General features: G+C 63.8%; 24 protein-coding genes. 10 read left to right on the top strand and 14 right to left on the bottom strand.

Annotated elements, in window-relative coordinates:
• Positions 1-57 precede the first annotated feature (57 nt).
• The gene (locus DW352_RS06655; protein ID WP_162826825.1) at positions 58-1,458 is read right to left on the bottom strand and encodes a hypothetical protein; all 1,401 of its coding nucleotides are present in this window, start codon (positions 1,456-1,458) and stop codon (positions 58-60) included.
• A 119-nt stretch (positions 1,459-1,577) separates the two neighbouring features.
• Here DW352_RS06655 and DW352_RS06650 point away from each other — a divergent pair, with 119 nt between their 5' ends.
• Positions 1,578-2,543, top strand: a complete 966-nt coding sequence (locus DW352_RS06650) for a glycosyltransferase family 2 protein (protein ID WP_115689679.1) — start codon at positions 1,578-1,580, stop codon at positions 2,541-2,543.
• A 57-nt stretch (positions 2,544-2,600) separates the two neighbouring features.
• Positions 2,601-3,488, top strand: coding sequence for a class I SAM-dependent methyltransferase (locus DW352_RS06645; protein WP_162826824.1), 888 nt, complete (start codon positions 2,601-2,603; stop codon positions 3,486-3,488).
• A 137-nt stretch (positions 3,489-3,625) separates the two neighbouring features.
• Here the strand turns inward: DW352_RS06645 and DW352_RS06640 are convergent, their stop codons facing one another.
• The 3 genes from DW352_RS06640 to DW352_RS06630 all read right to left on the bottom strand — a co-directional run bounded on the left by DW352_RS06640 (position 3,626) and on the right by DW352_RS06630 (position 7,850).
• On the bottom strand, positions 3,626-5,029 hold the full coding sequence (locus tag DW352_RS06640; RefSeq protein ID WP_115689675.1) for an O-antigen ligase family protein: 1,404 nt from the start codon (positions 5,027-5,029) through the stop codon (positions 3,626-3,628).
• Complete coding sequence (locus DW352_RS06635) at positions 5,026-6,582, bottom strand: undecaprenyl-phosphate glucose phosphotransferase (protein ID WP_115689673.1); 1,557 nt, start codon at positions 6,580-6,582, stop codon at positions 5,026-5,028. Before DW352_RS06635 ends, DW352_RS06640 begins: the two co-directional genes overlap by 4 nt.
• Positions 6,583-6,710: 128 nt before the next feature.
• On the bottom strand, positions 6,711-7,850 hold the full coding sequence (locus tag DW352_RS06630) for a glycosyltransferase family 4 protein (RefSeq protein ID WP_115689671.1): 1,140 nt from the start codon (positions 7,848-7,850) through the stop codon (positions 6,711-6,713).
• Between the two features lie 225 nt (positions 7,851-8,075).
• Between DW352_RS06630 and DW352_RS06625 the strand changes: the two genes are divergently transcribed.
• Positions 8,076-10,328 (top strand): GumC family protein, encoded by a 2,253-nt coding sequence (locus tag DW352_RS06625; protein ID WP_115689669.1) that lies wholly within the window; start codon positions 8,076-8,078, stop codon positions 10,326-10,328.
• Positions 10,329-10,337: 9 nt separating this feature from the next.
• On the opposite strand, the gene DW352_RS06620 is transcribed toward DW352_RS06625, so the two are convergent.
• A complete protein-coding gene (locus DW352_RS06620; protein ID WP_162826823.1) occupies positions 10,338-11,546 on the bottom strand; it encodes a GNAT family N-acetyltransferase in 1,209 nt (402 codons plus the stop codon).
• Positions 11,547-11,647: 101 nt separating this feature from the next.
• Here DW352_RS06620 and DW352_RS06615 point away from each other — a divergent pair, with 101 nt between their 5' ends.
• Positions 11,648-12,709 (top strand): polysaccharide deacetylase family protein, encoded by a 1,062-nt coding sequence (locus DW352_RS06615; RefSeq protein ID WP_115689665.1) that lies wholly within the window; start codon positions 11,648-11,650, stop codon positions 12,707-12,709.
• On the opposite strand, the gene DW352_RS06610 is transcribed toward DW352_RS06615, so the two are convergent.
• Positions 12,696-12,920 carry a DUF2842 domain-containing protein gene (locus DW352_RS06610; RefSeq protein ID WP_115689663.1) on the bottom strand — a complete coding sequence of 75 codons (225 nt, stop codon included), beginning with the start codon at positions 12,918-12,920 and terminating at the stop codon, positions 12,696-12,698. The two genes, DW352_RS06615 and DW352_RS06610, sit on opposite strands and share 14 nt — an antisense overlap.
• A gap of 80 nt (positions 12,921-13,000) precedes the next feature.
• Between DW352_RS06610 and DW352_RS06605 the strand changes: the two genes are divergently transcribed.
• Positions 13,001-14,077 (top strand): COX15/CtaA family protein, encoded by a 1,077-nt coding sequence (locus DW352_RS06605; RefSeq protein ID WP_115689662.1) that lies wholly within the window; start codon positions 13,001-13,003, stop codon positions 14,075-14,077.
• Positions 14,074-14,826 carry an enoyl-CoA hydratase/isomerase family protein gene (locus tag DW352_RS06600; RefSeq protein WP_115689660.1) on the top strand — a complete coding sequence of 251 codons (753 nt, stop codon included), beginning with the start codon at positions 14,074-14,076 and terminating at the stop codon, positions 14,824-14,826. Before DW352_RS06605 ends, DW352_RS06600 begins: the two co-directional genes overlap by 4 nt.
• Positions 14,827-14,836: 10 nt before the next feature.
• Here DW352_RS06600 and DW352_RS06595 read toward each other — a convergent pair whose 3' ends face one another.
• The 3 genes from DW352_RS06595 to DW352_RS06585 form a co-directional block, all read right to left on the bottom strand.
• Positions 14,837-15,592, bottom strand: coding sequence for a M15 family metallopeptidase (locus DW352_RS06595; protein ID WP_245434346.1), 756 nt, complete (start codon positions 15,590-15,592; stop codon positions 14,837-14,839).
• On the bottom strand, positions 15,589-16,875 hold the full coding sequence (locus DW352_RS06590) for an O-acetylhomoserine aminocarboxypropyltransferase (protein WP_115689658.1): 1,287 nt from the start codon (positions 16,873-16,875) through the stop codon (positions 15,589-15,591). The genes DW352_RS06595 and DW352_RS06590 overlap by 4 nt, the downstream gene beginning before the upstream one ends.
• A gap of 246 nt (positions 16,876-17,121) precedes the next feature.
• A complete protein-coding gene (locus tag DW352_RS06585; protein ID WP_115689656.1) occupies positions 17,122-17,652 on the bottom strand; it encodes a CoA-binding protein in 531 nt (176 codons plus the stop codon).
• 200 nt (positions 17,653-17,852) lie between these two features.
• Here DW352_RS06585 and DW352_RS06580 point away from each other — a divergent pair, with 200 nt between their 5' ends.
• Entirely contained in the window at positions 17,853-18,287 is a 435-nt protein-coding gene (locus DW352_RS06580) for a hypothetical protein (protein ID WP_115694269.1), read from the top strand.
• Between the two features lie 33 nt (positions 18,288-18,320).
• Here DW352_RS06580 and DW352_RS06575 read toward each other — a convergent pair whose 3' ends face one another.
• Complete coding sequence (locus DW352_RS06575) at positions 18,321-18,968, bottom strand: pyridoxamine 5'-phosphate oxidase family protein (protein WP_115689654.1); 648 nt, start codon at positions 18,966-18,968, stop codon at positions 18,321-18,323.
• Positions 18,969-19,035: 67 nt separating this feature from the next.
• Entirely contained in the window at positions 19,036-19,584 is a 549-nt protein-coding gene (locus DW352_RS06570; RefSeq protein ID WP_115689652.1) for a carboxymuconolactone decarboxylase family protein, read from the bottom strand.
• Between the two features lie 119 nt (positions 19,585-19,703).
• On the opposite strand from DW352_RS06570, the gene DW352_RS06565 reads away from it, so the two are divergent.
• The gene (locus DW352_RS06565; RefSeq protein ID WP_115689650.1) at positions 19,704-20,630 is read left to right on the top strand and encodes a LysR family transcriptional regulator; all 927 of its coding nucleotides are present in this window, start codon (positions 19,704-19,706) and stop codon (positions 20,628-20,630) included.
• 87 nt (positions 20,631-20,717) lie between these two features.
• Here DW352_RS06565 and DW352_RS06560 read toward each other — a convergent pair whose 3' ends face one another.
• From DW352_RS06560 to DW352_RS06550, 3 genes are all read right to left on the bottom strand, one after another.
• Positions 20,718-20,948 (bottom strand): cysteine rich repeat-containing protein, encoded by a 231-nt coding sequence (locus tag DW352_RS06560; protein ID WP_115689648.1) that lies wholly within the window; start codon positions 20,946-20,948, stop codon positions 20,718-20,720.
• A gap of 107 nt (positions 20,949-21,055) precedes the next feature.
• Positions 21,056-21,283 carry a hypothetical protein gene (locus tag DW352_RS06555; protein WP_115689646.1) on the bottom strand — a complete coding sequence of 76 codons (228 nt, stop codon included), beginning with the start codon at positions 21,281-21,283 and terminating at the stop codon, positions 21,056-21,058.
• Positions 21,283-22,101, bottom strand: a complete 819-nt coding sequence (locus DW352_RS06550; protein WP_115689644.1) for an enoyl-CoA hydratase — start codon at positions 22,099-22,101, stop codon at positions 21,283-21,285. The genes DW352_RS06555 and DW352_RS06550 overlap by 1 nt, the downstream gene beginning before the upstream one ends.
• A gap of 87 nt (positions 22,102-22,188) precedes the next feature.
• Between DW352_RS06550 and DW352_RS06545 the strand changes: the two genes are divergently transcribed.
• Together DW352_RS06545 and DW352_RS06540 are read left to right on the top strand one after the other, a co-directional pair.
• Positions 22,189-22,503, top strand: coding sequence for a DUF3175 domain-containing protein (locus DW352_RS06545; RefSeq protein ID WP_115694268.1), 315 nt, complete (start codon positions 22,189-22,191; stop codon positions 22,501-22,503).
• Between the two features lie 70 nt (positions 22,504-22,573).
• Positions 22,574-22,990: a PaaI family thioesterase gene (locus DW352_RS06540; RefSeq protein WP_245434345.1), complete on the top strand. Its 417-nt coding sequence runs from the start codon at positions 22,574-22,576 to the stop codon at positions 22,988-22,990.
• The last annotated feature ends 78 nt before the right edge of the window (positions 22,991-23,068 follow it).

Genomic DNA, 23,068 nt, shown 5'->3' with positions numbered 1-23,068 from the left:
GCGGACTATAGGGATGCACCTTTCGCGGCGCAACCTTTCAGCGGCCGTGGCGGCGATCTATCCCTCGGTTCGGCCCGCGGCGGCGATCCGGAACGGTCCGCGGACCATGTAGGACACGTACAGCGCGCCGCCGGCGATGTAGACGATGGCGTAGCCGGCGATGAAGCCGGTGATGCCGAGCCCGGCGCCGACCACGATGGCCGTCATCGCCGCCATGGCGATCACCAGGAAGGTGGCGACCCGCGCGATCTCGTGGAAGAAGCCGAGATGCAAAAGCAGGTTGTTTGCGACGTTCTGCGCCAGATTGGCGAGCAGCAGGACCACCAGGATCAAGGTGACCTCGTGCGGGATGGTGGCCGCGTTGCCGAGCAGGATCGCGAACAGACGGTCGCCGGCCACCAGCAACAGCGCACAGAGGATGACGGTCGGGATAGCACAGAGTATGGCCGAGGTGAGGGTCGCCTTCTTCAAGGTCGACACGTCGCGCGCGGCGTAGGCGCGTGTCTGCTGCGGCACCACGGGGTCGAGGCCAGCCGCGTAGATCAGCGTCGCGCCACGGAACACCTTGAACACAGTGTCCAGGATGATCATCGGCGCACCGAGGCCGAAGGCCGCCGGCACGATCATGTAGGGGAAATTGTACACGGTGAGTTCGCCGGCCGCGTAATTGCCGCTGCGCAAGAGCTCGCGCCTGTTCTCGTGCCAGAAGCGTTTGAGCGCCGCCGAAGCGCCGCGCAGCTTCAAGAGTAGCGCCTGCTTGTGGACGAGGCGCTTGATCGCGACCGCCAGCAGCACGAACCACAGGCCGTTGGCGAGCACAAGAAAAGCGGGGAGCGGTAAGCCGATCAGCATCGCCAGCATCAGTAAGATATGACCGATGCGGCGGATCGCCTCGAGCCCTTCGAAATGGACATATTCATCGACGGCGGCGCTGACATTGCGCAGCGGATACCAGACGAGGTTAAGCGCCGCGAAGCTGAAGAACAGCGAGAACTCGACCGCGTCGAGCAGCGGCACGGTAGGCCGCCGCAACATTACCGTGAGGCAGATGAGGGTGCAGAGCGCGACCAGCACGGCATAGGTGATGACGACGGCGGTCGATTGCGCGGCGATACCCGCATCCTTGGCGCCGGCAATGTAGAGCGCGCGCTGGCGCACGTAGAGGATCTTGGCCGCGCCGAGATCGAACAGCCACAGTGACATGCCGAGCGAACCGACGAGGATGTAAAGCGAAAAATCCTGCGCATCGAGCACGCGCGCAAACACGAAAGTTTGAACTAAACCGAACGCGACGGCAGCCGCGGCGGTCGAAGCCCGCAGGACGAGGAAGCGCAGCGACATCAGGCTGCCGAGCAGCCGGAGCGGTCGCCGCAACGCGGATTTCTGGTCGATCGTCGATATGTCCACACCCATGCCGATACAATAATCGGCGCCCCGCTGCATTCGCTTAATGAGCATGGTGAACAGAGTCTCAAGTCGATCGCGAAAAGTCGAAACGACCGTATTTCCCGGGATTAAGGGAAAATTGGGCGGAGCGATTTAAGGTGCGCACGCAATTTGGGACTGGCGGACAAGCAATGGATGCGACGGTAAAAGCGCTCGATGAGACGCGCGGCGCAGCGGACGGGAATGTTCCCGTCGTCAGCGTCGTCGTTCCGTGCTTCAACGGCGGTCGCTTTCTCGACGGCTTGATGGCCTCGCTCGATCGTCAGACCTTGCGCGCCTTCGAGACCATCATCGTTAACGACGGCTCGACCGACGAAGCGACGCTGCGAAAGCTCGCTACGTTCGAAGGCCGCGCGCGTATCATCCATCAAAACAATCGCGGTCTGTCGGCCGCGCGCAATGCCGGCATCGCGGCGGCGCGCTGCGAATTCGTCGCGGTGCTCGATTGCGACGACACCTTCGAGCCGCCGTTTCTGGAAGAGGCATCTGCGTTGCTGCGGAGCGCGCCAAAGGAGGTCGCGGTGGCGGTCAGCCATCTGCGTCTCGTCGGCGCGGTGCAGGGCCTGGTCGAGCGCTACTTCAATCCGTTCGATCTTCTGTTCACCAACACGATGCACTCGGGCGTGATGGTGCGCAAAGCGTCGTGGCAGGCGGTAGGCGGCTACGACGAGACCATGCTGCAGGGTTACGAGGATTGGGAGTTCTACCTGCGGCTTTCGCTGGCCGGCTACCGCGCCGTCGAAATCCCGAAGTACTATTACAATTATGCGCTGGCGACCGGTGGCATGCTGCTCGGACGCTCCTCGCAGGTTCACGCCGCGCTCTGGCGATCGATGCGTGCCAAGCACGCGGCGCATTACACGCCGCTCGCCATCGTCAGGCGGTGGCGGACGGCGCGCGGCGACAACAGCCACGTATCGCTCGCGAAAGCATTCATTGTCCTGGGTCTGGCGAAGATGCTGCCCGATGCCTGGTACAGCCGTCTGATCATGGAACACCGTCGCCGCAAGCTGCTCGAGGGGCGTTTGCCGACGGATGCAGGCCCTGTGAGCTACGACTATCCCGGTGTCGACGGCACCGTCAGCCACAGCCGATAGGCCGAACGTTAAGACCGATTTTGAAGGCACGCAGTTGCCGAGATGGAGAGTAAGAGCATGGCATACACGTCTACGACCCCTGCGTCCGTGCCGGTCAAGCGCCTGAGCTTCGATCGCGCTATCCGCAAGATTTTCCCGTCGACCTCGAAGCTGACGTTCAACCCGCTGTTCAAGGCGATGGTGAACGCGACCGACGTCGTGCCGCGCATGGTCTGGCCCGAGTTCCGCGACCTGCCGCCGAACCATCTGCGCATCCGCATCGGCGTGGGCAATCGCATCTTCAACAACCAGACCCACTTCCTGGTGCACGCGCGCGATTTCTGGATGTTCGTGTTCACGGAAAGGCTGGCCAACGCCAACTCGAACGTTCTCGACATCGGTTCGGGCTGTGGCCGCTGGGCGCACTGGTTGCGCGACTACAATTTCCGTGGGCGCCGATTCACCGGCACTTATGTCGGCATCGATATCGACGGCGAGGCGATCGCCTGGTGCGAGCAGCACTACGACAAGGAGCGCTTCCGCTTCCATCACTCGACGCATGCGAGCGTGTCGTACAATCAAAAGGGCGAGGCCAAGCTGTACCAGATCCCGGAGCCGGAAGGCACCATGGACCTCGTCGTGTCGAACTCGCTGCTGACGCACGTGCTGGAAACCGAGCTCGAGAACTACATCGCCGAAAGCTATCGCGTGCTGCGGTCCGGCGGCGCGATCATGCACTCGCATTTCAACCTCGACTATCCGCCGGCGAGCTACGGCACGCGCCACACCTTCCAGCACAGCATCGGCAACGCCTACGTCGAGTCGATGGCCCAGCCGGAGGCCGCGGTCGCCTATCGCACCGAATACCTGTTCAAGGTCTGCCGTGCGGTCGGCTTCAAGGATTGCGAGATCGTGCACATGCCGGGCGGCGCCCAGCATCAGCCGATCCTGCTGGCGAAGAAGTGACGGCGCCAGCCGTCGGCGGCTTCAGTGAGGAAGCGCACAATCTATCAGGTGTCATGGCCGGGCTCGTCCCGGCCATTTCATTTAAGGCGGATGGGATTTGTCTACGGGAAGGCACGGCGATGCCTTCCTGATCGGGGTTACCGGGACAAAGCCGGTGACCGCAAATACGCCGGCTGGCGCGCCTCGCGGAACGTCGCCGCCGCAAGGCCCCAGATGATGCCCAGCAGCAGGAAGAAGTGGCGCCAATGGTCCGTGTCGATCACGAAGCCCTCGGCCACCTCTCCGATGAACACGGCGACGGCGGTGATCATGTAGGGCTGCCACGGTGCGCGTACAAAGGCGCAGCGTAATCCGACGAGGATGGTCGTTATCAGCAGCAGGAAATAGGCCATCGCGCCGACCCAGCCGTAGACCAGGAAGGCCTGCAGATAGACGTTGTGCTGCTGGAGGCCGTGGACGCGCGCGAACTCGAACGGGCCCATGCCGTTCGGGAAGTTCAGGATCGAGGACAGCGCGATCTCCTGCAGCCGGAAGCGGCCGCCGGAGCCGACGTCGTAGGATTGGATGAGCTGCGCGCGTTCCTTGAACATGCCGCCGATGGCGTCGAACGACAGCAACAGCACCAGCAGGGCGGCGAGCGCCGCCGCCGCGATCGCCGTCAGCGTGATGATGCGCAGCCGCGTCTTGTGATCGGGTGCGGTCAATACCGCGAGCGCGAGCATGACCGTGATCGATACGCCGAAGTGAAACCAGGCGCCGCGCGAGAAGCTCAACAGCAGGCCGAACAGGATAGTGCCCGCGACGAGCAGGTCGGTCAGCGCGATGCGGCGGACGAGCAGACGTTCGAGCGTGATCAAGGCCGGCCAGATGAGGAAGGGGCCGAACACGTTCGGGTCTTTGAAGGCGCCGTTGGCGCGGCCGATCTTGGCGAACAATTCAGCCGCACCGGGGAATACATTGAGGTAGCCGATGGCGCCAAGCACCGCGGCAAAGCACGCCGTGCTCACATAGGCGACACGCATCACGGTGAGGCGCGGCATCGTATTGGTGGAAAACAGGCAGGCAAAGATGAGTGCCGCGACGGCGAGATAGACCGATGTCGCCGCATATTGCAGCGTCTTTTCGTATTCGAGCACGCGCAACAGCGAGCTCATGCCCGACATGTTCCAGATCAGCAGCAGGGCGAACGGCACGATCAGCGTACGGTTGAAGCGTACGCCGGCGATCACGCAGGCCACGGCCAGAACGCCCATCAACCCGTCGTGCGGCGAGGGCTCGATGAACGCGACGGAACTCGCGAACACCGTGATGAACAGAACAACGAGCAGGATACGTTCGGAAAGCGGGGTCGCGACCGGCCGCGGAATGGAATAGGGGCCGCTTATTCCGGCATATGCCGGCGTCCAGGCGCGGCCAGGGGCGGGCGCGTAGCTATTGGGGCCGCGGATGCCCGCGGGGGGCGGCATGACCGCGGCACGTGCTTGCGCCGACGGCATATTCGGCGCGGCCGCCGGCACCGCCATATCGCGGGCGGTGATCAATACGCGTTCTCGGTCTTGAGCAGCGAGCCGGGCGTGCGCCACAGGATCATGAGGTCGAAAAGCACCGACCAGTTTTCGATGTAGTAGAGGTCGTGTTCGACGCGCTTCTGGATCTTCTCGTGCGTGTCGGTCTCGCCGCGCCAGCCGTTGATCTGCGCCCAACCGGTGATGCCGGGCTTGACGCGATGCCGCGCGAAATAGCCGTCGACGGCTTCGTCGTAAAGGCGCGCCTCGGCCTTGGCGTTGACGGCATGCGGACGCGGGCCGACCAGCGACAGGTTGCCCTTGATGACGACATTGATGAGTTGCGGCAGCTCGTCGAGGCTGGTCTTGCGGATGAAGCGGCCGACCTTGGTGACGCGCGGGTCGTCCTTGGTGACGAGCTTGGCCGCGGTCGCGTCGGTCTTGTCGGTGTACATCGAGCGGAACTTGTAGACCTCGATGAGGTCGTTGTTGAAGCCGTAGCGCTTCTGCTTGAAGAACACCGGACCCTTGCTGTCGAGCTTGATGGCGATCGCGACGGCCGCCATGATCGGCAGGGCCGCGATCAGCATCAGGCCGCCGATGATCTTGTCGAACAACCACTTCATCACGACGTCCCAGTCCGCGATGGGACGGTCGAAGACGTCGATGACAGGCACGTTGCCGATGTAGGAGTAGGAGCGCGGCCGGAATTGCAGTTTGTTGGTGTGCGCGGCGAGGCGAATGTCGAGCGGCAGCACCCAGAGCTTCTTCAGCATCTGGAGGATGCGGCCTTCCGCCGAGATCGGCAGCGAGAAAATGACGAGATCGACGCGCGTGCGCCGGCCGAATTCGACGAGGTCGCTGACGCTGCCGAGCTTCGGCTCGCCGGCGCATGTCGCGGCGCTGCGGTCGTCGCCGCGGTCGTCGAACAGGCCGATAATCTCGATGCCGGCATCCTTCTGCCGGCGCAGGTCCTCGATCACGCTCTCGCCGGGCTTGCCGCCGCCGACAATGACGGTGCGGCGGGTGAGGCGGCCTTCGCGCGTCCACTTGCGGACGGCGTAATAGAGCGCTTTGCGCGAGGCGACCAGAGCGAGGATGCCGACCATGTAATAGCCGCCGAGCCAGACGCGCGAATACATGTCGCCGGCCTTGGCGAAAAACGACGCGCCGATGGTGATCAGGAACACGATCGACCAAGCCGAAGCCATGCGCATGTATTGCTTTTCGAGACCGCGGAAGGCCTGCACCTGATAGATGTCGGCGACCTGGAAGGCGAGCGTCGACAGGACCGCGACCACGAAGGACGCGATCAGGTAACGCCAGAACAGCGGCTCGAACGGCGCGACATACGCGCCATAGAGAGCCATGCCGACAAGGACGATGAGCGCGAACTCGCCCATACGGACGATGCCGGCGAGGACGATCGGCGACATCGGGGTGGGCATCGGCTTGGCCGCGACGGCCAAGGCGGCCGCACTAAGGCCGGGCGAACTGGCGTTGGAACGCGACGCGCCGGACCGCACATGCTCGAGAACGGCTGCAGCGTCGGGGGCGCTCAACGAGGAATGCACATCGATGTCGGTCATGACGTGACGCCACACATACGGAGCGCCGCAGGCGCGCGGCCGGTGCCGAGCCAGGGAGCCTTACTAATTCGCGGAAATTTCTAGGGAAAAACTCTCAAAAAAGGCTTATCGGGATTGCTGAAAATGTATTAACGGCGGCCCTTGAGGCGCAGGTTTTCGAGCGCCTCGCCATAGGCCGCGAGCACACCGTCGACCATCGTGTCGACCGAAAAAGCGGAGGCGACGCGCTCGCGCAGTCCGGCGGTCACCTCGGCGGTGGTTTCAGGGCGATTGAGAGCGCATTCGATTGCGGCAGCCATCGCGGCGGCATCGCCGGGCGGCACCAGGCGGTCGGCCAATGGGCCGTAAATCTCAGGGACGCCGCCGACGCGTGTCGCTACCAGCGGCTTGCCGGCGGCGGCGGTCTCCAGCACGACATAGGGCAGGGACTCCGCGCGGGAGGCCATCACCATGAGACGGCCGCGCGCGAGCGCCTGTCGCCCGGGCATGGCACCGGGCAGGCGCACCGCCTGTGTCAGGCCGAGCCGTGCGACCTGGGCTTCGAGCATGGCGCGATCGGGGCCGTCACCGACCAAGGTCGCGGTCACCGGGCGGCCTTTGGCGTGCAGCAGGGCGATGGCGTCAATCAACGTATCGACGCCTTTGACCCATTGCCGCAGTTCGCCGAGGAACACGATGTCGGTCGCGTCGTTGGCGACCGGCACCGGCTCGAACTCCTGGCACGAAACGCCGTTGTGCACGACACGCACGAGGCCGTGCGGCGCGGCGATCTTGCGGCGAAAGACGTCGGCGCTGAAGGCACTTTCGAATAGATAGAGGTCGCCGCCCAGCATCAGCAGGCGTTCGGTGCCGAGATAGAAGCGGCCGGCCAGATTGTCGTTGTTGAACAGCAGGCTGCCGCCATGCGGCGTGTAGGCGCGAACGGCGCGGCGCTGATTGAAAGCGAGCCGCGCATACGTGCCGCCCTTGGCGCCGTGGCCATGCACGACGTCGGCGTTGACCTCGGCGACGCGCCGCATGACGCGCAGCAAGGTACCCATGTCGCTGGGGCCGGCGTGACGCCGCATCGGCACGCGCATCAGCCCGAGCGCGAGCGACGGTTCGAGGCTTGCGAGAAGTTCCGCGGCACGCGGACCGCCCGTGCTGCTATCGGCAATGAGGCCGACGCGATGGCCACGCGCGGCTTGTTCGCGCGCGAGATCCTGCACATGCCGGAACAGCCCGCCCACCGGGGCGCGGAACACGTGCAGGATGTTCAGCGGAGTCATTGTCAAAAACCTCGTCGGCCCTTCTGGCCGGCGCGTGCGAAATCGGAACCGCGATTGCAGATACAAAAAGTTACGCGCTGATTACGCGGCGTCCTGGTTAACAACGGATAACCAAAGTGACGAATTGTGGGATGATGACACCTTGTCGCTCCGAAGTTAACGCGGAAGCAACCTTAATGGTTTGTGATCACGACGTTGCCGTAGAGCTGTGTGTCCGGAGTAGACATGTTTTTCCGTCGGAAGTCGAAAGTGAATGCCGCCCCGCCGGCTCCGGTGGCGGCTCCGTATGTACCCAGCGGTGAGCCCGATCTGCGCGGTTTAGGCCGCGTTCTCTGGCAAAAGCGGGCGCTGATCGGCGGTGTGACCCTGGTGGCCGCGGGCGCTGCATTCCTCGTCGTCAATGCGATCACGCCGCGCTATCGCTCCGAATCGCGAATCCTTTTGGAGACGCGGGAGAACGTGTTCTTGCGCGCCGAGGCCGACAAGAACAACGCCGACCGTACGACCATCGACGCCGAAGCGGTGGCGAGCCAGATCCAGGTCGTGTTGTCGCGCGATCTTGCCCGCCAGGTGATTCAGAAGGAGGGGCTCGCCGACAATCCGGAATTCGATTCGGGCGGCAGCCTGCGCGCCATCCTCGGTCTGTTCGGCATCGGCCGCGATCCGAGCGCGATGACCAAGGAAGAGCGCACGCTCGAGGCCTATTACGAACGCATCAATGTCTCGTCGGTGGAGAAGTCGCGGGTGATCGCGGTCGATTTCTCGTCGGCTAACGCCGATCTTGCCGCGCGCGTGGCCAACACTATCGCCGAAACTTATCTGAGCATGCAGCAGACGGCGAAGCAGGATCAGACGCGCGCTGCGGGCAACTGGCTGGCCGGCGAAATCGACAAGATGCGAAAGAAGGTCGAGGAGGCCGAGGCTAAGGTCGAAGACTATCGGTCGCGCTCTAATCTGTTCCTCGGCGCCAACAACACGCTGTTGCCGACGCAGCAGCTCACGGATCTTAACGCGCAGATCGCGGCGGCGCGCGGTCAGAAAGCAGACCTGGAAGCGCGTGCCAAACAATTGCGCGAGATGATTCGCAGCGGCAAGCCGATCGAGTCCGCCGATATCGCCAACTCCGACGCCATGCGCCGCTTGATCGAACAGCGCATCGCTTTGCGCTCGCAGCTTGCCGAGCAGTCGACGACCTTGCTCGATCAGCATCCGCGCATCAAGGAATTGCGGGCGCAGATCGCCGAAGTCGATCGCCAGATCAGGACGGAAGGCGAGCGCCTGGCGCGTCAGCTCGACAACGATGCGCAGCTTGCGGGCGACCGGCTCGACTCGCTCACCGCCAGCATCGATCAGGTCAAGCGCCTGGCGTCGCAGACCAACGAGCAGGACGTACAGTTGCGCGCGCTCGAGCGCGAGGCCAAGACGCAGCGCGACCTGTTGGAGTCGTATCTGTCCAAATATCGCGAGGCGTCCGCCCGCGACAACATCAACGCCGCGCCGCCGGAAGCGCGGATCATTTCGCGCGCCAGCGCCGCACTCAAGCCGGCCTATCCGAAGAAGCTGCAGACCGTGCTGATTGCCGCCTTCGCCGGCTTCGCTCTGTCTGCGGGCTTCACCGTGACCGGCGCGCTGCTGTCGGCGCCGACGCCATCGCCTTATGCCTATGGTTATGGTCCCGCCGCCTATGCCGCGCCGGGCTATGAGCCGACCATGGCTGCGCCGCCGGTGCAGCCAGTGCCGCCGATGGCCGCCCAACAGTTTGCTCCGCCGCCACCGATGCCGATGCAGCCGGTGCCGCCACCGATGCCGACAATGCCGCACGTCTCGTCGCCGTCGCTAACGCCGATGGCGGCTGCGCCGGCGATGGCCGCAACCGCAGCACCGGCGATGGCGCCATTGCCGGTGAGCACGGTCGAGCAGATCGCCAGCAGCCTGCGCACGGGCGGCGACACCGGCCGTCGTGTGACCGTCGTCGGCACGACGCGCAATGTCGGCACCACATATGCGGCGATCACGCTGGCACGCGCGCTGGCGCAGGAGGCCAACGTCATTCTGGTCGATCTTGCGTTCGGTGCGCCGAATCTGTCGGTCATCTCCACCGACCCGAATGCGCCAGGTCTTGCCGAACTCGTGCGCGGCACGGCGTCGTTCGGCGATATCATCACCCGCGACCAGTATTCCACGGTTCATCTGATCGCGACCGGTAACGTCGATCGCGACGGCCCGATGCTGACGGCTTCGCCAATGTTGGCGACGGTGATCGAGGCGCTGGTGCGCAGCTACGACCACATCGTTCTCGATATCGGCTCTGCGGCCGATATCGCGGTCGAGCGCTTTGCGCCGCTGGCGCAGCGCGCCGTGCTCGTCGCGGCCGATCCGGCCAATCCGTCGACACGGGCGGCGCGCGAGCGGCTGATGCTGGCTGGCTTTGCCGATGTCGCCGTGCTGACCGGCGTCAGCGCGGCTGTCGCGGCATAAGAGTCGTTACTAGATTTGCGGCTTGAGCCGTGCGCGCAGGCGGCGTGCACGGCCGACCAGTGACCACAGCATTGGCTGTTGTTTGACGACGCGCTTGACGACGGCGCTACCGCGAAAAGCGAAAGCGAGCAGGGTCCCTGCGGGCGTCAGCGGCAGATAATTGTCAAACAGCGGCTCGGCGTCTTCGCAGAACAGGTTCTTGTAGCGGGACTCGCCGATGCCGAGATCGAACGTTTCGAGGCCGCGCTCGCAGCATTGGCGCACGAGATTGACGATCAATTGTTCGCCCGGACTCTCGACCGCGTAGCGACCCGGCAGGATCGAGTTGAACATGGCGCAGAAGCGCCCGCCGCCGACGATGCCGCCCATGGTGGCGACGATGATGTTGTCGACGGAGAGCGCGTAGAGCTCGATCACAGGCTCGCCGTCATCGAGACGTTCGGTCGTCGCTGCCTCGATGAAGCGCCGCACGCCAGGTTCCGCGAACACGTCGGATACGCCGATCGCACGCATGCGCGCGCTCTTCTGCTTGAAGAATGCGTCGAGCACACGTCGGATCTCGTTCGGGCATTCGACGCGGCCGAAGTGAACCGTGCCGAGCTCCGCGAGCGCGCGTTCCTTCTTGCGCATCTTCTTGCGCGCGTTCGCATTGGTGCGCGCGCGCAGCAGCGCGTCGAAGTCGGGGGTAAGGCTGCCGGAAAAGCCGAAATTGGCGGAGCGCTGGTACGGCAGGAGGGCCAGCGGGTTTGTGGCACCGGTCCAAGTCAGCGGCTGGTTCATCAGCACCAGGAGGTCGGCGTGGCCGCGGAGCTGGCGAATGACCCTCTTCAACTCGGGCGCACCGACGCGCCCGGCAAGTTCCCGCCGCCACAATCCCATGTTGAAGTTGGCGTGCTTGCCGCCGAGGAATTCCGCGACCCGCAGGCCGCCGAGCCGCCGGATGCCAAGGGGCAGCAGAAAGAGCGGCGCATCGTCCGCGTTGAAACCGGCCACGATGAGCGGCGCGACGCCTTCGGCGGTACCCACGTGCGCCTGCCACGCTCTGAGGAAGTCATAGCGCTGATAAGGCGTGCGAAGGCGGTCGCCGCACTCCAGGGCGCGCCAGGCGGGTTCCGCCGCTTCAAAGGTCTCGAACACCGTCACCCGCGACACGTCGAGGTCGCGCACCGGTAAAAACCGGTCCTCGGCGGGCGGGATGCGCATCGCAACGACGTTCATGGTGTCCAATACGTGTGTGAGGGTGGGTCACAGCGTCGCAAAGAATTCTCAATAAAGATTTGAAACACTAAGGTGTTTTTGGCACTAGGCTTTTAAGAAACATGGCTAATTTGAAGAAAACCATCATCCGCTCGGGGCTGGAGACGCTCTATTTCAGTGGCCTTCATCACTGGTTGCGCCCGGTGGTGGGCGGCGTCGGCTCGATCCTGACCCTGCATCATGTTCGGCCGCCGCGCCCTGATGCGTTTCAGCCCAACCGGCTGCTGGAGATCTCGCCGAAGTTTTTCGAGCGGCTGCTGCGGCGGCTCAACCGCGCCCGCATCGATGTGATCTCGCTCGACGAGATGCACCGCCGTTTCATCGAAGGCGACTTCAAGCGCCGCTTCGTCGTCATCACCTTCGACGACGGGTATCGGGACCTCAAGGAGTGGGCCTATCCGGTCCTGAAGAAATACGAGATGCCGTTTGCGCTTTATATCGCGACCAGCTTTCCCGACCGCCTCGGCGAATTGTGGTGGGTGGCGCTCGAAGCGGTGATCGCGCAGAACGACCGTATCGGTCTCGTCATCAACGGTAAGGAGCAATTCTTCTCCTGCCGCTCGGTGCGTGAGAAGCGCGAGGTGTACGACGCGCTCTACGGCTATTTGCGCAGCTTGAAAACCGAGGAGGAGGTGCGCAAGACGGTGCGCGACCTCTGCGCCTGCTACAAGGTCGACATTGCGGCGTTCTGCCGCGACCTTTGCATGGATTGGAGCGAGATCGCCGAACTCGCCGACGATCCGCTGTGCACCATCGGTGCGCACACGGTGACGCATCCGATGCTGATGAAGGTGCCGAACGACGCCGCGGTGCGCTCCGAGATGGAGATGAGCCGCTCGGTGTTGGAGGCGGCGCTCGGCAAGCGGCCGGAGCATCTGGCCTATCCGGTCGGCGATCCGACCTCGGCGGGGCCGCGCGAGTTCCGCATCGCGGCGGAGCTCGGCTTCAAGACGGCGGTGACGACGCGGCCCGGCGTGTTGTTCAAGGCGCACCGCGACCATTTGACCGCGCTGCCGCGCATCTCCGTCAATGGCGAGTTCCAGCAGCAGCGCTATGTGAAGGTGCTGATGTCCGGCGCCGGAACGGCGCTGTGGAACGGCTTCCGTCGCGTCAACGCGGCTTAGGATCGCCGGGGCGCGGCCGCGCCATCCACGAAATAATCGGCATCGCCGGCAGCACCCAGCCAAGGCCGGCCACGACGTAATAGATCGTCGCCACCCAGCCGTTGATGTTGGTCAGGGCCGATTGCGCCAGCGCCATGGCGACCAGGGCCCAGACGCAAACCAGCGTCAGAAGCGCGACGGCGCCGATCAGTTTGCGAAGGCGAGGGTGCATGACAGGGTCTCTCGGCGGTCATTTGCGATGCTCGGCGAGGGTCTATATGGTCCGCGCCGCCTCCGGCAAGCAAGCATGCGATGACCGATTTGACCGACACCTCCCATACGCGCGCCGTGCGGCTGTGGCTGCTCTGCGCCGCCGCCATGATTTTCCTGACGCTGATCGTCGGCGGGGCGACCCGCCTGACCGAAAGCGGGCTGTCCATCGTCGAATGGAAGCCGGTGACCGGCGTTCTGCCGCCGCTGAGTGACGACGCTTGGCAGGCGGAGTTCACCAAGTACCAGGCCATCCCCCAGTACCAGCAGATCAACAAGGGCATGAGCCTTGGTGAGTTCAAAACCATCTTCTGGTGGGAGTGGTCGCACCGCTTCCTGGCGCGCAGCACTGGCGCCGTATTTCTGTTGCCGTTTCTGTTCTTCCTCTGGCGCGGCTGGATTCCGAAGGCGCTGACGTGGCGGCTGTGGGGCATCTTCGCCGGCGGCGCGGCGCTGGGCGCGGTCGGCTGGTGGATGGTGTCGTCGGGGCTCGTCGGCTCCGGACGCGTCAGCGTGTCGCAATATCGGCTCGCCTTCCATCTGACGCTCGCCTGCGCGATTTACGCCGCCATCGTCTGGACCGCGCAACAGCTCAGTCCGAAGCGTGCCAGCGAGGCGCCGCCGCGTCTGCGTGGTCTTGCCGTCGTGCTGGTCGTGCTTGTCCTAATGCAGATCTATCTGGGTGCGCTGGTGGCCGGGCTCGATGCCGGCCTGGTCTTCAACACCTGGCCGCTGATCGACGGGGCGCTCGTGCCGGACGCGCAGCGCCTGTGGTTCATTGCGCCGGCATGGCGCAATCTGTTCGAGAATACGCTGACGGTGCAGTTCAACCATCGCATGCTGGCTTATGCGATCTGGCTGCTGGTGATGTTCCACGCCTACGATGCCTGGCGTTTCGGGCGCGAGAAGCGAAGTGCGTTTCTGCTCGCCGGTCTCGTCACGCTCCAGGCCGCGCTCGGCATCGTCACATTGTTGCATCAGGCGCCGCTTACGCTGGCCCTCATGCATCAGATGTTGGCGATCATCGTCTTCACCGTCTCGATCGTGCACGCCGAACGGCTGGCGCATCGCGAGCCGTTCAAAGTGCCCGGCGGCGCCGTCGTGGAGCAGGGCGCATGATCGACGTCCGCAACGAGGGGGCCGTTGCCGTGCTGACGATGACGCACGGCAAAGCCAACGCGTTGGACGTCGAATTCTGCACGGCGCTCGCCGACCGGTTCGATGCGCTGCGCGGCGAGGCCGCCAAGGCGGTGATCCTCACCGCCGAGGGCAAGATATTTTCCGCCGGTGTCGATCTGAAGCGGTTGAGCGATGAAGGCCCGGTCTATGTGCGCCGATTTCTACCGGCACTGCACCGGCTTTATGAAGCCGTGTTCTTCCATCCCAAGCCGGTGGTCGCGGCGCTGAACGGCCACGCCATCGCCGGCGGCTGCGTGCTTGCGGCTTGTGCCGATCGACGCGTCATGGCGCAGGGCACGGCGCGTGTCGGCACCACCGAGCTCCTTGTCGGCGTGCCATTGCCGGCGCTGGCGTTCGAGGTGGTGCGCAGCGTCGTGCCGGAGCGCTTCCTCCCCGAGGTGATCTACAGCGGCGCCACTTACGATACCGACATGGCGCTCGAGCGCGGTTGGATCGACGAAGTGGTCGAAGCCGAAGACCTCATGGAAGACGCGCTGGCGGTGGCCGAGGAATTGGCCGAGCTCTCGCCGGCCGCCTTCGCGCTCACCAAGCAGCAACTGCGCATGCCGGTGCGCGAACGTCTCGACAGGGACCGCGCCGCGATCGAGGCCGCGGCCACCGAAATTTGGTGTGCCGACGACACGCTCAAGCGGGTCGCCGATTACGTCGCCAAGACGCTGCGGAAGTAAGGCAGCCGCGCTATCGCGGCTCAATCGCAAAATCATACGCGTTGCCGTTATCCGCGGCCGAATACGAGAAGTGCCACCATTCGCGCTTGTAGTTCACCAAGCCCTGGCGCCGCATGGCGTTCAGCAAGACGTCGCGGTTGGCGCGTTGCTGCGGCGTGATCAAGCCGTCCTGCGTGTGGCTCGTCGTATCGAAGCAATCGAAGCCCGTGCCCATGTCGAGGCTGTTGTCGGGCGCGCGGGTCGCGCTCGTGCAGGCGCCGTAGCGAAGCGTGGCGTCGTAAGGCGGCTGCTGCGAGCCCTGCGGCACCACGGTGAGATCGATGGCGACGCCGCGCGAATGCGCCGAGTGGCTGGCGATGTAACCGAGTGCAAACAGGCGGCTCTTTTGCAGGCGCGGATGGAAACGGCTGGTGTCGGGCAGGGCGTTAGGATCGTGCGCCCACCGCGCCATGGCCGTGACGGCGCGTGTTGGCCGATAGCAGTCGTAGACCTTCAGCGACAGGTTCTGCCGCGTCAGTTCCGCCTGCACGCGTTTGAGCGCTTCCGCGGCCGCCCGGCGTAAGGCGCACTCGGCCGCATTGTAGCCGGGCAGCGCATGGCCGGTGAAATTGTTCTCACCGGCATAGCGCATGTCCTGCGCGATACTCGGATCGATGTTGTGCAAGTAGACGAAGCCATCGGGCAGGCGGGTTTGATCCCTGCCTTGGGCCTGCGCGGCCCAAGGCGTCAGCGTAAGAGCGAACAGTGCGAAAAGCGAAGGCTTCACGCCCCCAACGCCTGCTCGAGGTCCGCGATGATGTCTTCCTTGTCCTCGAGCCCGATCGACAGACGCACCACGTCCGGCCCGGCGCCCGCTTGCACCTTTTGCGCGTCGGAGAGCTGTTTATGCGTGGTGGAGGCGGGATGGATGATGAGCGAGCGCGTGTCGCCGATATTGGCGAGATGCGAGAATAGCTTCACGTTCGACACCAGCTTCACGCCGGCGTCGTAACCGCCCTTGAGGCCGAACGTGAACAACGCGCCCGCACCCTTCGGCGCGTATTTCTTCGCTAGCGCGTGATACTTGTCGCTGGGCAAGCCCGGATAGCTCACCCACGCCACCTCCGGCCGCTTCGCCAGCCACTCGGCGACGGCCAACGCGTTCTCGGAATGGCGCTGCATCCGCAGCGGCAGCGTTTCGATGCCGGTGATGATCAGGAAGGCGTTGAACGGCGACAGCGCCGGGCCGAGATCGCGCAAGCCGAGCACACGGCAGGCGATGGCGAAGGCGAAATTGCCGAAGGTCTCGTGCAGCACGATGCCGGAATATTCCGGCCGCGGCTCAGACAGCATCGGATACTTCTTGTCGCGCGACCAGTTGAAGGTGCCAGCATCAACGATCATGCCGCCGATCGAGTTGCCGTGGCCGCCGAGGAACTTCGTGAGCGAATGGACCACCACGTCGGCGCCGTAGTCGATCGGCTTGCACAGATAGGGGGTTGCCAATGTGTTGTCGACGATAAGCGGCACGCCCGCCTTGCGGGCGATATTGGCGATCGCTTCGATGTCGGTGACGATACCGCCCGGATTGGCGATCGACTCGATGAAGATGGCCTTGGTCTTCGGTGTGATCGCCTTCTCGAACGTCGAGATATCGTCCGGATCGGCCCAGACCACGTTCCAACCGAAGTTCTTGAACGAGTGGTTGAACTGGTTGATCGAGCCGCCGTAGAGCTTCTTGGAGGCGACGAATTCGTCGCCCGACGTCATCAGCGTGTGCAGCACGAGAACCTGCGCGGCATGGCCGGAGGCGACCGCCAGCCCCGCGGTGCCGCCTTCAAGCGCGGCGACGCGCTCTTCGAGCACGGCGCAGGTCGGATTGCCGATGCGGGTGTAGATGTTGCCGAAGGTCTGCAGGCCGAACAGCGCGGCGGCATGGTCGACGTCGTCGAAAACGTAGGACGTCGTCTGATAGATCGGCGTCGCGCGTGCGCCTGTCGTCGGGTCGGGCTTGGCGCCCGCGTGAATCGAAAGCGTCGCAAAACCTGGAATGCGTTCGGCCTCGGCCATGAAATCCCCCGTTTGAACAAAACGGGCGTTCCCGGCCCGCCATCAGGCGGGATTAAGGGGGCGGGCCGGCCTCTCGTCAAGGCGGCGGCGCGGCCATGTGCAAATTCAGAAATTTGATCCAAGCGCTGGTGCGCCCGAAGTGCTTTTCTTCTCGCTTGTCGGCGCGCCGTCGGACGACCTCGATTTGGCTCCGCGACGCCCCGCAGATGCTGCGGCTCGGAAATTACAAGCCAGTCTCATCGCCCCTTAGTCGCTGCTCTCTTTGAGGCTCATGCGCTGCACCCCTTTACCGAGTGTCTGCGGGCGTCGCGAGGAGAGGGTGCGCGAGTTTACGCCGATCCAAGAGATTTCGGTCGACAGCCGGCCGTATTCTATTTTCGGACAGCGGTTCATGACCACTTTGATGCCGTTGTCCTCGGCAAGCTTGGCCGCCTCGTCATTGCGAACGGTGAGCTGCATCCAGATCACCTGCGGTTTGGGCGCGAGCGTGAGTGCTTCTTGAACCACCGCCAGCACGTGCTCGGACGCGCGGAAGATATCGACCATGTCGATGGGTTCAGGGACGTCGCTCAACGAGGCGTAGACCTTGTGCCCCAGCACCTCTTTGCCGGCATGCCCCGGATTGACGGGAAAGACCCGGTAGCCGCGCTCGATCAGATATTTGAACACGAAGTAACTGGGCCGGCTTTCTTTCGGGGAGAAGCCGACCATGGCGATGGTCTTTACGGTGTTCAGGATGCCGCGGATGTAGGCGTCGGGGTATGTGTCGTGGTTCATGGTGGCCTTTCCGGGTGGCCACATTATCACAATTGCGAGACCGAAAGTAAAAGCGCAGCGTTTTCGCTTCAGTCGGCCGGTTGCGGGCCCTTTCCGGCAGGATTGCGGACGGGAGCGACGCAAGAAAGACAATCTCGTTTGCTGCCATTGCCATGCCGAGGCACGCAGGCGTCGGCCTGCACAAGCAAAGGAGACACTCTATGTGTGACTACAGTCTACACGGTGTCGCGTCTCGCCCCGCCCGGGTGGGCGATAAGCTGGTATCGACCAGTTTTCGCAACTCGATCACGCGCGGCTTTGCGGCAAGCGGGCAGCCGGACGTGGCGGTCTGCCTGATGCCGGGCACGGAGCTGGCCTTTGACGGCGACGTCGAGGGACATGTTTTGCTGCAAGGCGGAGCCATGAGGAACTTCGGGCAGAAAGTTGCTCGTTTCCGGCAGGTGAACCTCGAAAACCCGGTCGCACATCACGACGCGATCGAGTTTCCCAACGGCGAGACCATTCTCGTGACGAACCTTCGTGAAGGCCAAACGGCGACAGTGTTGCAATTGCCGTCAAGCGGCCAGACCGTGCACGAAGAGCCGGAACAGCCGGCGGTCTCGACGCAGGAAAACCTGATCATCTCGAACGCTTAAAGCCTTCGGATGATCGGATCGCCCGAGCCGTTGTCAGGCCTGCGGCTCGGGTGGCGTGGATCTGGATGACTGCGCGAGCAAGGCGCGCAGGCGCGCATTCTCTGCCTGCAATTCTTCCATCTTGCTGCGCGCCGTGGCGAACGCTTCTTCAATCTCCGCTTCGGTGAACCGCGTCGTGATGTGCTGCGAGCAGTTGACGTCCCATGCATCGACGGTGAAGAGGATCGCGCGCTCGGGCTTGGCGCCATAGCCGGCATCGAACAACTTCTCGACCAGCGCCGGGTCGCCTTCGACCATGCGTGCATGACCCCAGATCTTGATGCGCTGGCGGCGCGCGGGGTCGAGCAGGAAGAGATAAGCGCGGTCGTTCTCCGACAGATTGGCCAGCGTGATGTATTGCCGGTTGCCGCGATAATCGGCGAAGCCCAAGGTCTTTTCGTCGATGACCTTGATGAAGCCCTTCGGTCCGCCCCGGTGCTGGATGTATGGCGCGCCATCCGCCGTGGCGGTGGCGAGAAATGCGGTGTCCTGCTCGGCGATGAAGGCGGCAAGCTCCGGCGTCACTTTATCGGGAAAGCCTTCGGCGACGCGTTGCGCGTAGGCCCGCGCCGAGCCGCGCTCGGCCTGCGCCTTCTGTACGGCCGGGGTGAAAACGAGAGCGCTGTTGTTTGCATTCGTCATGGTCTGAGGTCCCAATCAGCATGACGGGTCCGGCGCTCAGGCCGAACCCGTCGCAATCGATAAGGCGTCAGGCAGCGTGCGCCAGTTTAGCGGCCGGCGGAAAGTCGAGCTCGGTGTCGGCCGTGAGGTTGAGATAGTTGGTGAAGACATTCAGCGCGACCGCGGCAATGACTTCCAGAATCTCGGCGTCGCTGACCGAGGCGGTGCGCGCTGCGGCGATGTCGGCGTCGGTAGCGCGGCCGTGGGTCTCGACCAGCCGCCGGGTCAGCGCGACGATGCCGGCCGTACGCGTATCGAACGGCGTGCCAGCGCGGGCGGCGGCGATGTCGGCCGCGCTAAGGCCAGCGCCCGTGCCGAGCAGGGAATGGGCGGCCAGGCAATAGTCGCAGCCGTTGGCCTGGGCGACGGCGAGCGCAATCTGCTCGTGCAGTTTGGCGCCGAGCAGGCCACCTGACAGCGCCCCGCCAAAGCCGAGATAGGCGGCGAGCACGCTCGGGTTGGTCGCCATCACGCGCATCATGTTCGGCGTAGCGCCGAGCTTCTTCTGCACGCCCTCGAGCAGGGCCTTGGCGGCGGGTTGGGCGGCGGCGGGGTCGATCGGGGAAATACGGGTCATTTTGGTTTCCGGACGAAATGAGCCGGGTCGGCTCGGACATTCGGAAACATGGACTGTTTCGCATTCAGATATAATTGCGATAAAGTGAAAGACATTATTGCAGAACATGGAATTATCGTATGGACCGCATCGCCAGCATGGCCGTGTTCGTCGCCGTGGCGGAAACCGGCAGCTTCGCCGGCGCGGCGCGCCGGCTGCGCCGCTCGCCAGCCGCAGTGACTCGCGCGGTCGCCGAACTGGAACAGGTGCTCGCCGTGCGCCTGCTCGATCGCACCACCCGGGCGGTGAGCCTGACCGACGCCGGCGAGCGCTATCTGCCCGGCGCCAGGCGGTTGCTCGCCGATCTGGTCGAAGTTGAGCAATCGGCGACGGGGCTCGGCAGCGCGCCGCGCGGTGAATTGCGCGTGACGGCGCCGATTGTGTTCGGCCGCCGCCATGTGCTGCCGCTGGTGACCGAATTTCTCGGTCGCTATCCTGACATGAACGTGCGGCTCGAACTGACGGATCGCCCGGTCGATCTCATCGAAGAAGGGCTCGATGTCGCGATCCGAATCGGGGAACTGCCGAGCTCGACGGCGATCGCGACGCGCGTCGGATCGGTGCGGCGCGTGACGGTCGCAGCTCCGGCTTATCTTGCACGCCGCGGCGCGCCCGCTGCGCCGGACGAACTCGCCGCCCACGACGTGATTGCCTTTGTCGGACTCGAAGGTTTCGAACGCTGGCGGTTCCGTGACAATGAAAGGACCGTCGAGGTGGCGATCCGCCCGCGCATGATCGTCAACACGGCCGAAGCGGCCATCGACGTCGCATTGACCGGCTTCGGCATTACGCGCGTGTTGAGCTATCAGGCGGCCGATCTGATTGTCGGCAAGTCTCTGGTACGGCTGCTGCCTGCTTACGAGAACGAGCCGGCGCCGGTGCACTTGCTCTATCCGCAAGGGCGATACCCGGCGCCGAAGCTGCGCGCGTTTCTCGATCTTGTCGCGCCGCGGCTGCGTCAGACGTGTGAGCAGATCGCTACGATGCTAGGCGATGCGGCGGACTGACGATGAATTGATGCGCCTCGATACGGGCACGCCCGCCCCAGCCGTGAACAGCCGGAGCGGGGCAGGTGCCGGGACGCCGCTGGGGGCTTACTTCTTGGCGTCGGCGACCACCTTCTTGCAGGCGGCTGACAGCTTGTCGGTGTTTTTGGCGAGACAGGCGAGCACGCGGCCACCGCCGGGCATCGTGCCCTTGCAGAACTGGTCGTAATCGCCCTTGCACGCCGCGCGCTGCCCCGCGGTGAAGTCCTGCGCGTTCGCGGCTGTAAACGAAAAGGCCAGCGCGCCGAAGGCCAGCGCGAAGGTGACGGTGCGGATCATTGGTTTTCCCCCTGATAACGTAAGGTCATTCGGATGACCGGCAGACGACACGATCGGCCGGTCGCGTTCAATTGGAGAAATTTGACCGCAAATTCTTCCAGCGGCGCTCAGGCGTTCGGGCGCTTCGCAAAGGCGGCCAAAGGACCGATGGCAACAATGCCGGTTGCGACCGATACGAGGGTCGTAAACGCAATATCGTCGGGGCAGGGCAGGCCGCATTGAGTCAGCGCGATGCCGACGAAACCGGCCGACAGGGCCAGACCCCAAGCCGTACCAGCCACAATGCCGCGCAGGACAACGGCGCGATCGACATGTAGAGCAAGAACAGCCGACATCAGCGATCCTCCCAGGTTGGCTTGCGCTTCTCGATGAAGGCGCAGATGCCTTCCTCGGCATCGCGCGCCATCATGTTTTCAGTCATCACTTCGGATGCATAGGCATAAGCCTCGGCAAGGCCGAGTTCGCGCTGCCGATAGAAGGCTTCCTTGCCGATCTTCACGGTGTGGGACGATTTTGCTGCTATCTGCTTGGCGAGCGCAACGGCAACCGCGCGTTCCTCGCCGGGTGCGACCACGCGATTGACGAGACCCATCGCGGCGGCGCGATCGGCTTCGATCATCTCGCCGGTGAGCAACATCTCCATGGCATGCTTCGGTGCGACATTGCGTGACAGCGCGACCATGGGTGTCGAGCAGAACAGGCCGATATCGACCCCGGGCGTCGCGAACCTCGCGGCCTCCGAAGCAACGGCAAGATCGCAGCTCGCGACGAGCTGGCATCCGGCCGCGGTGGCGACGCCTTGTACCGCGGCGATCACCGGCTGCGGCAGGTTGACGATCTTCTGCATCATGGCGCTGCAGGTCGTCATGATGTGCTTGAAATAGGCGCGGCCGCCGTCGGCGTCGGTACGCCGGGACGTCAGTTCTTTCAGATCGTGCCCTGCCGAAAAAGCCACGCCATTGGCGGCTAAAACGATGGCGCGGATGCTTTTATCGGTCGCGATGTCATCGAAGGTGATGAACAGCGCGTTGAGCAGGTCTTCCGACAGGCTGTTGCGCGCGGCCGGGCGGTTGAGCGTGAGAATCGCGATCGAATCATCCTGCTCGCGCAGGAGAACTGCGTCGACAGCGCGGGCATCGGTTTGGATGTTCATGGGCCGATACTTACTCCGGTGGCGTATGCTTGCAAGCGGTCGGAACAGGGCGCCTGCCTACGCATTGTTTGCAGCGGAGGTATGACGATGGCGAAGAAACGCAAATCATCTGCCCGCAAGAAGACAAAGACAAAACGCCGCTGGTCGCAACGTGTGACAGAGACGAGCGACGCATTGACGCTCGACAAAGGCGTGTTCGTGAAGGGCAGTCCAAAAGCGATTGCACGTTCGCTCAAGCGGTCGGCGGAACATAGCCACCGGCGCAAGTCGTCGCCGTATCGATCCGCCATGTCGATGCTTACTTTTTACATCAACCGTGGTGGAAAGGGGCTTTCCAAGACCCGCCGGCACACCTTGGAAAAAGCGAAGGACGAGTTGCGGGCGCTTTACGGCAAGGATTGAATGCCCCCGGGTTTGCCGGCCGTGCCGGTCAAGAACAAGGTGGGGGTGAAAGTCCATGCGGCCATCCGTGATGACCGCCGAGGAGATCGGCAAGCTGCTGCACGAGGAGTTTCCGCAAGCCTTCTACCCAGGCTGCGGTCTGACCCTCGAAGACATCCATTACGGTGACGTGCGGGTACGGCGGGATTTCCACGAGGATCACATCCGGCCTGGTGGTACGATCTCGGGACCGACGATGATGGAACTGGCCGATTTCGCCATGTACGTGGCGGTGTTCTCCGCGATCGGTCCGCAGCCGCTGGCGGTCACGACCAATCTCAACATCAATTTCCTACGCAAGCCCACCCAGGCCGACCTCATCGCCCATGCCCGGCTCATGAAGGTCGGTAAAAGGCTGGCGGTCGGGGAGGTGACGCTCTATTCCGATGGCTCTGATGAGCCCGTCGCGCATGTCACCTCCACCTATTCAATCCCTGCTTCCCGATGATTAGATCAAGGTAACTAATTACCTATTTAATAAGTGACTGAAAACGTTGTAGAAAATGTAGCGATCTGGCGTTGACCG

The organism is Pseudolabrys taiwanensis, from assembly GCF_003367395.1.
GTDB classification, from domain to species: domain Bacteria; phylum Pseudomonadota; class Alphaproteobacteria; order Rhizobiales; family Xanthobacteraceae; genus Pseudolabrys; species Pseudolabrys taiwanensis.
The sequence above is the reverse complement of the archived record's forward strand: the minus strand, read 5'-3'. Positions and strand labels throughout refer to the sequence as shown.

Coding starts and splice junctions, on each gene's coding strand:
- DW352_RS06635 (WP_115689673.1), bottom strand. CDS start 6,582: ATGACCGACATCGATGTGCATTCCTCGTTGAGCGCCCCCGACGCTGCA.
- DW352_RS06565 (WP_115689650.1), top strand. CDS start 19,704: ATGGACCGCATCGCCAGCATGGCCGTGTTCGTCGCCGTGGCGGAAACC.
- DW352_RS06555 (WP_115689646.1), bottom strand. CDS start 21,283: ATGTCGGCTGTTCTTGCTCTACATGTCGATCGCGCCGTTGTCCTGCGC.
- DW352_RS06540 (WP_245434345.1), top strand. CDS start 22,574: ATGACCGCCGAGGAGATCGGCAAGCTGCTGCACGAGGAGTTTCCGCAA.
- DW352_RS06590 (WP_115689658.1), bottom strand. CDS start 16,875: ATGGCCGAGGCCGAACGCATTCCAGGTTTTGCGACGCTTTCGATTCAC.
- DW352_RS06625 (WP_115689669.1), top strand. CDS start 8,076: ATGTTTTTCCGTCGGAAGTCGAAAGTGAATGCCGCCCCGCCGGCTCCG.
- DW352_RS06575 (WP_115689654.1), bottom strand. CDS start 18,968: ATGACGAATGCAAACAACAGCGCTCTCGTTTTCACCCCGGCCGTACAG.
- DW352_RS06585 (WP_115689656.1), bottom strand. CDS start 17,652: ATGAACCACGACACATACCCCGACGCCTACATCCGCGGCATCCTGAAC.
- DW352_RS06560 (WP_115689648.1), bottom strand. CDS start 20,948: ATGATCCGCACCGTCACCTTCGCGCTGGCCTTCGGCGCGCTGGCCTTT.
- DW352_RS06650 (WP_115689679.1), top strand. CDS start 1,578: ATGGATGCGACGGTAAAAGCGCTCGATGAGACGCGCGGCGCAGCGGAC.
- DW352_RS06645 (WP_162826824.1), top strand. CDS start 2,601: ATGGCATACACGTCTACGACCCCTGCGTCCGTGCCGGTCAAGCGCCTG.
- DW352_RS06580 (WP_115694269.1), top strand. CDS start 17,853: ATGTGTGACTACAGTCTACACGGTGTCGCGTCTCGCCCCGCCCGGGTG.
- DW352_RS06545 (WP_115694268.1), top strand. CDS start 22,189: ATGGCGAAGAAACGCAAATCATCTGCCCGCAAGAAGACAAAGACAAAA.
- DW352_RS06600 (WP_115689660.1), top strand. CDS start 14,074: ATGATCGACGTCCGCAACGAGGGGGCCGTTGCCGTGCTGACGATGACG.
- DW352_RS06615 (WP_115689665.1), top strand. CDS start 11,648: ATGGCTAATTTGAAGAAAACCATCATCCGCTCGGGGCTGGAGACGCTC.
- DW352_RS06610 (WP_115689663.1), bottom strand. CDS start 12,920: ATGCACCCTCGCCTTCGCAAACTGATCGGCGCCGTCGCGCTTCTGACG.
- DW352_RS06655 (WP_162826825.1), bottom strand. CDS start 1,458: ATGCTCATTAAGCGAATGCAGCGGGGCGCCGATTATTGTATCGGCATG.
- DW352_RS06630 (WP_115689671.1), bottom strand. CDS start 7,850: ATGACTCCGCTGAACATCCTGCACGTGTTCCGCGCCCCGGTGGGCGGG.
- DW352_RS06605 (WP_115689662.1), top strand. CDS start 13,001: ATGACCGATTTGACCGACACCTCCCATACGCGCGCCGTGCGGCTGTGG.
- DW352_RS06570 (WP_115689652.1), bottom strand. CDS start 19,584: ATGACCCGTATTTCCCCGATCGACCCCGCCGCCGCCCAACCCGCCGCC.
- DW352_RS06620 (WP_162826823.1), bottom strand. CDS start 11,546: ATGAACGTCGTTGCGATGCGCATCCCGCCCGCCGAGGACCGGTTTTTA.
- DW352_RS06550 (WP_115689644.1), bottom strand. CDS start 22,101: ATGAACATCCAAACCGATGCCCGCGCTGTCGACGCAGTTCTCCTGCGC.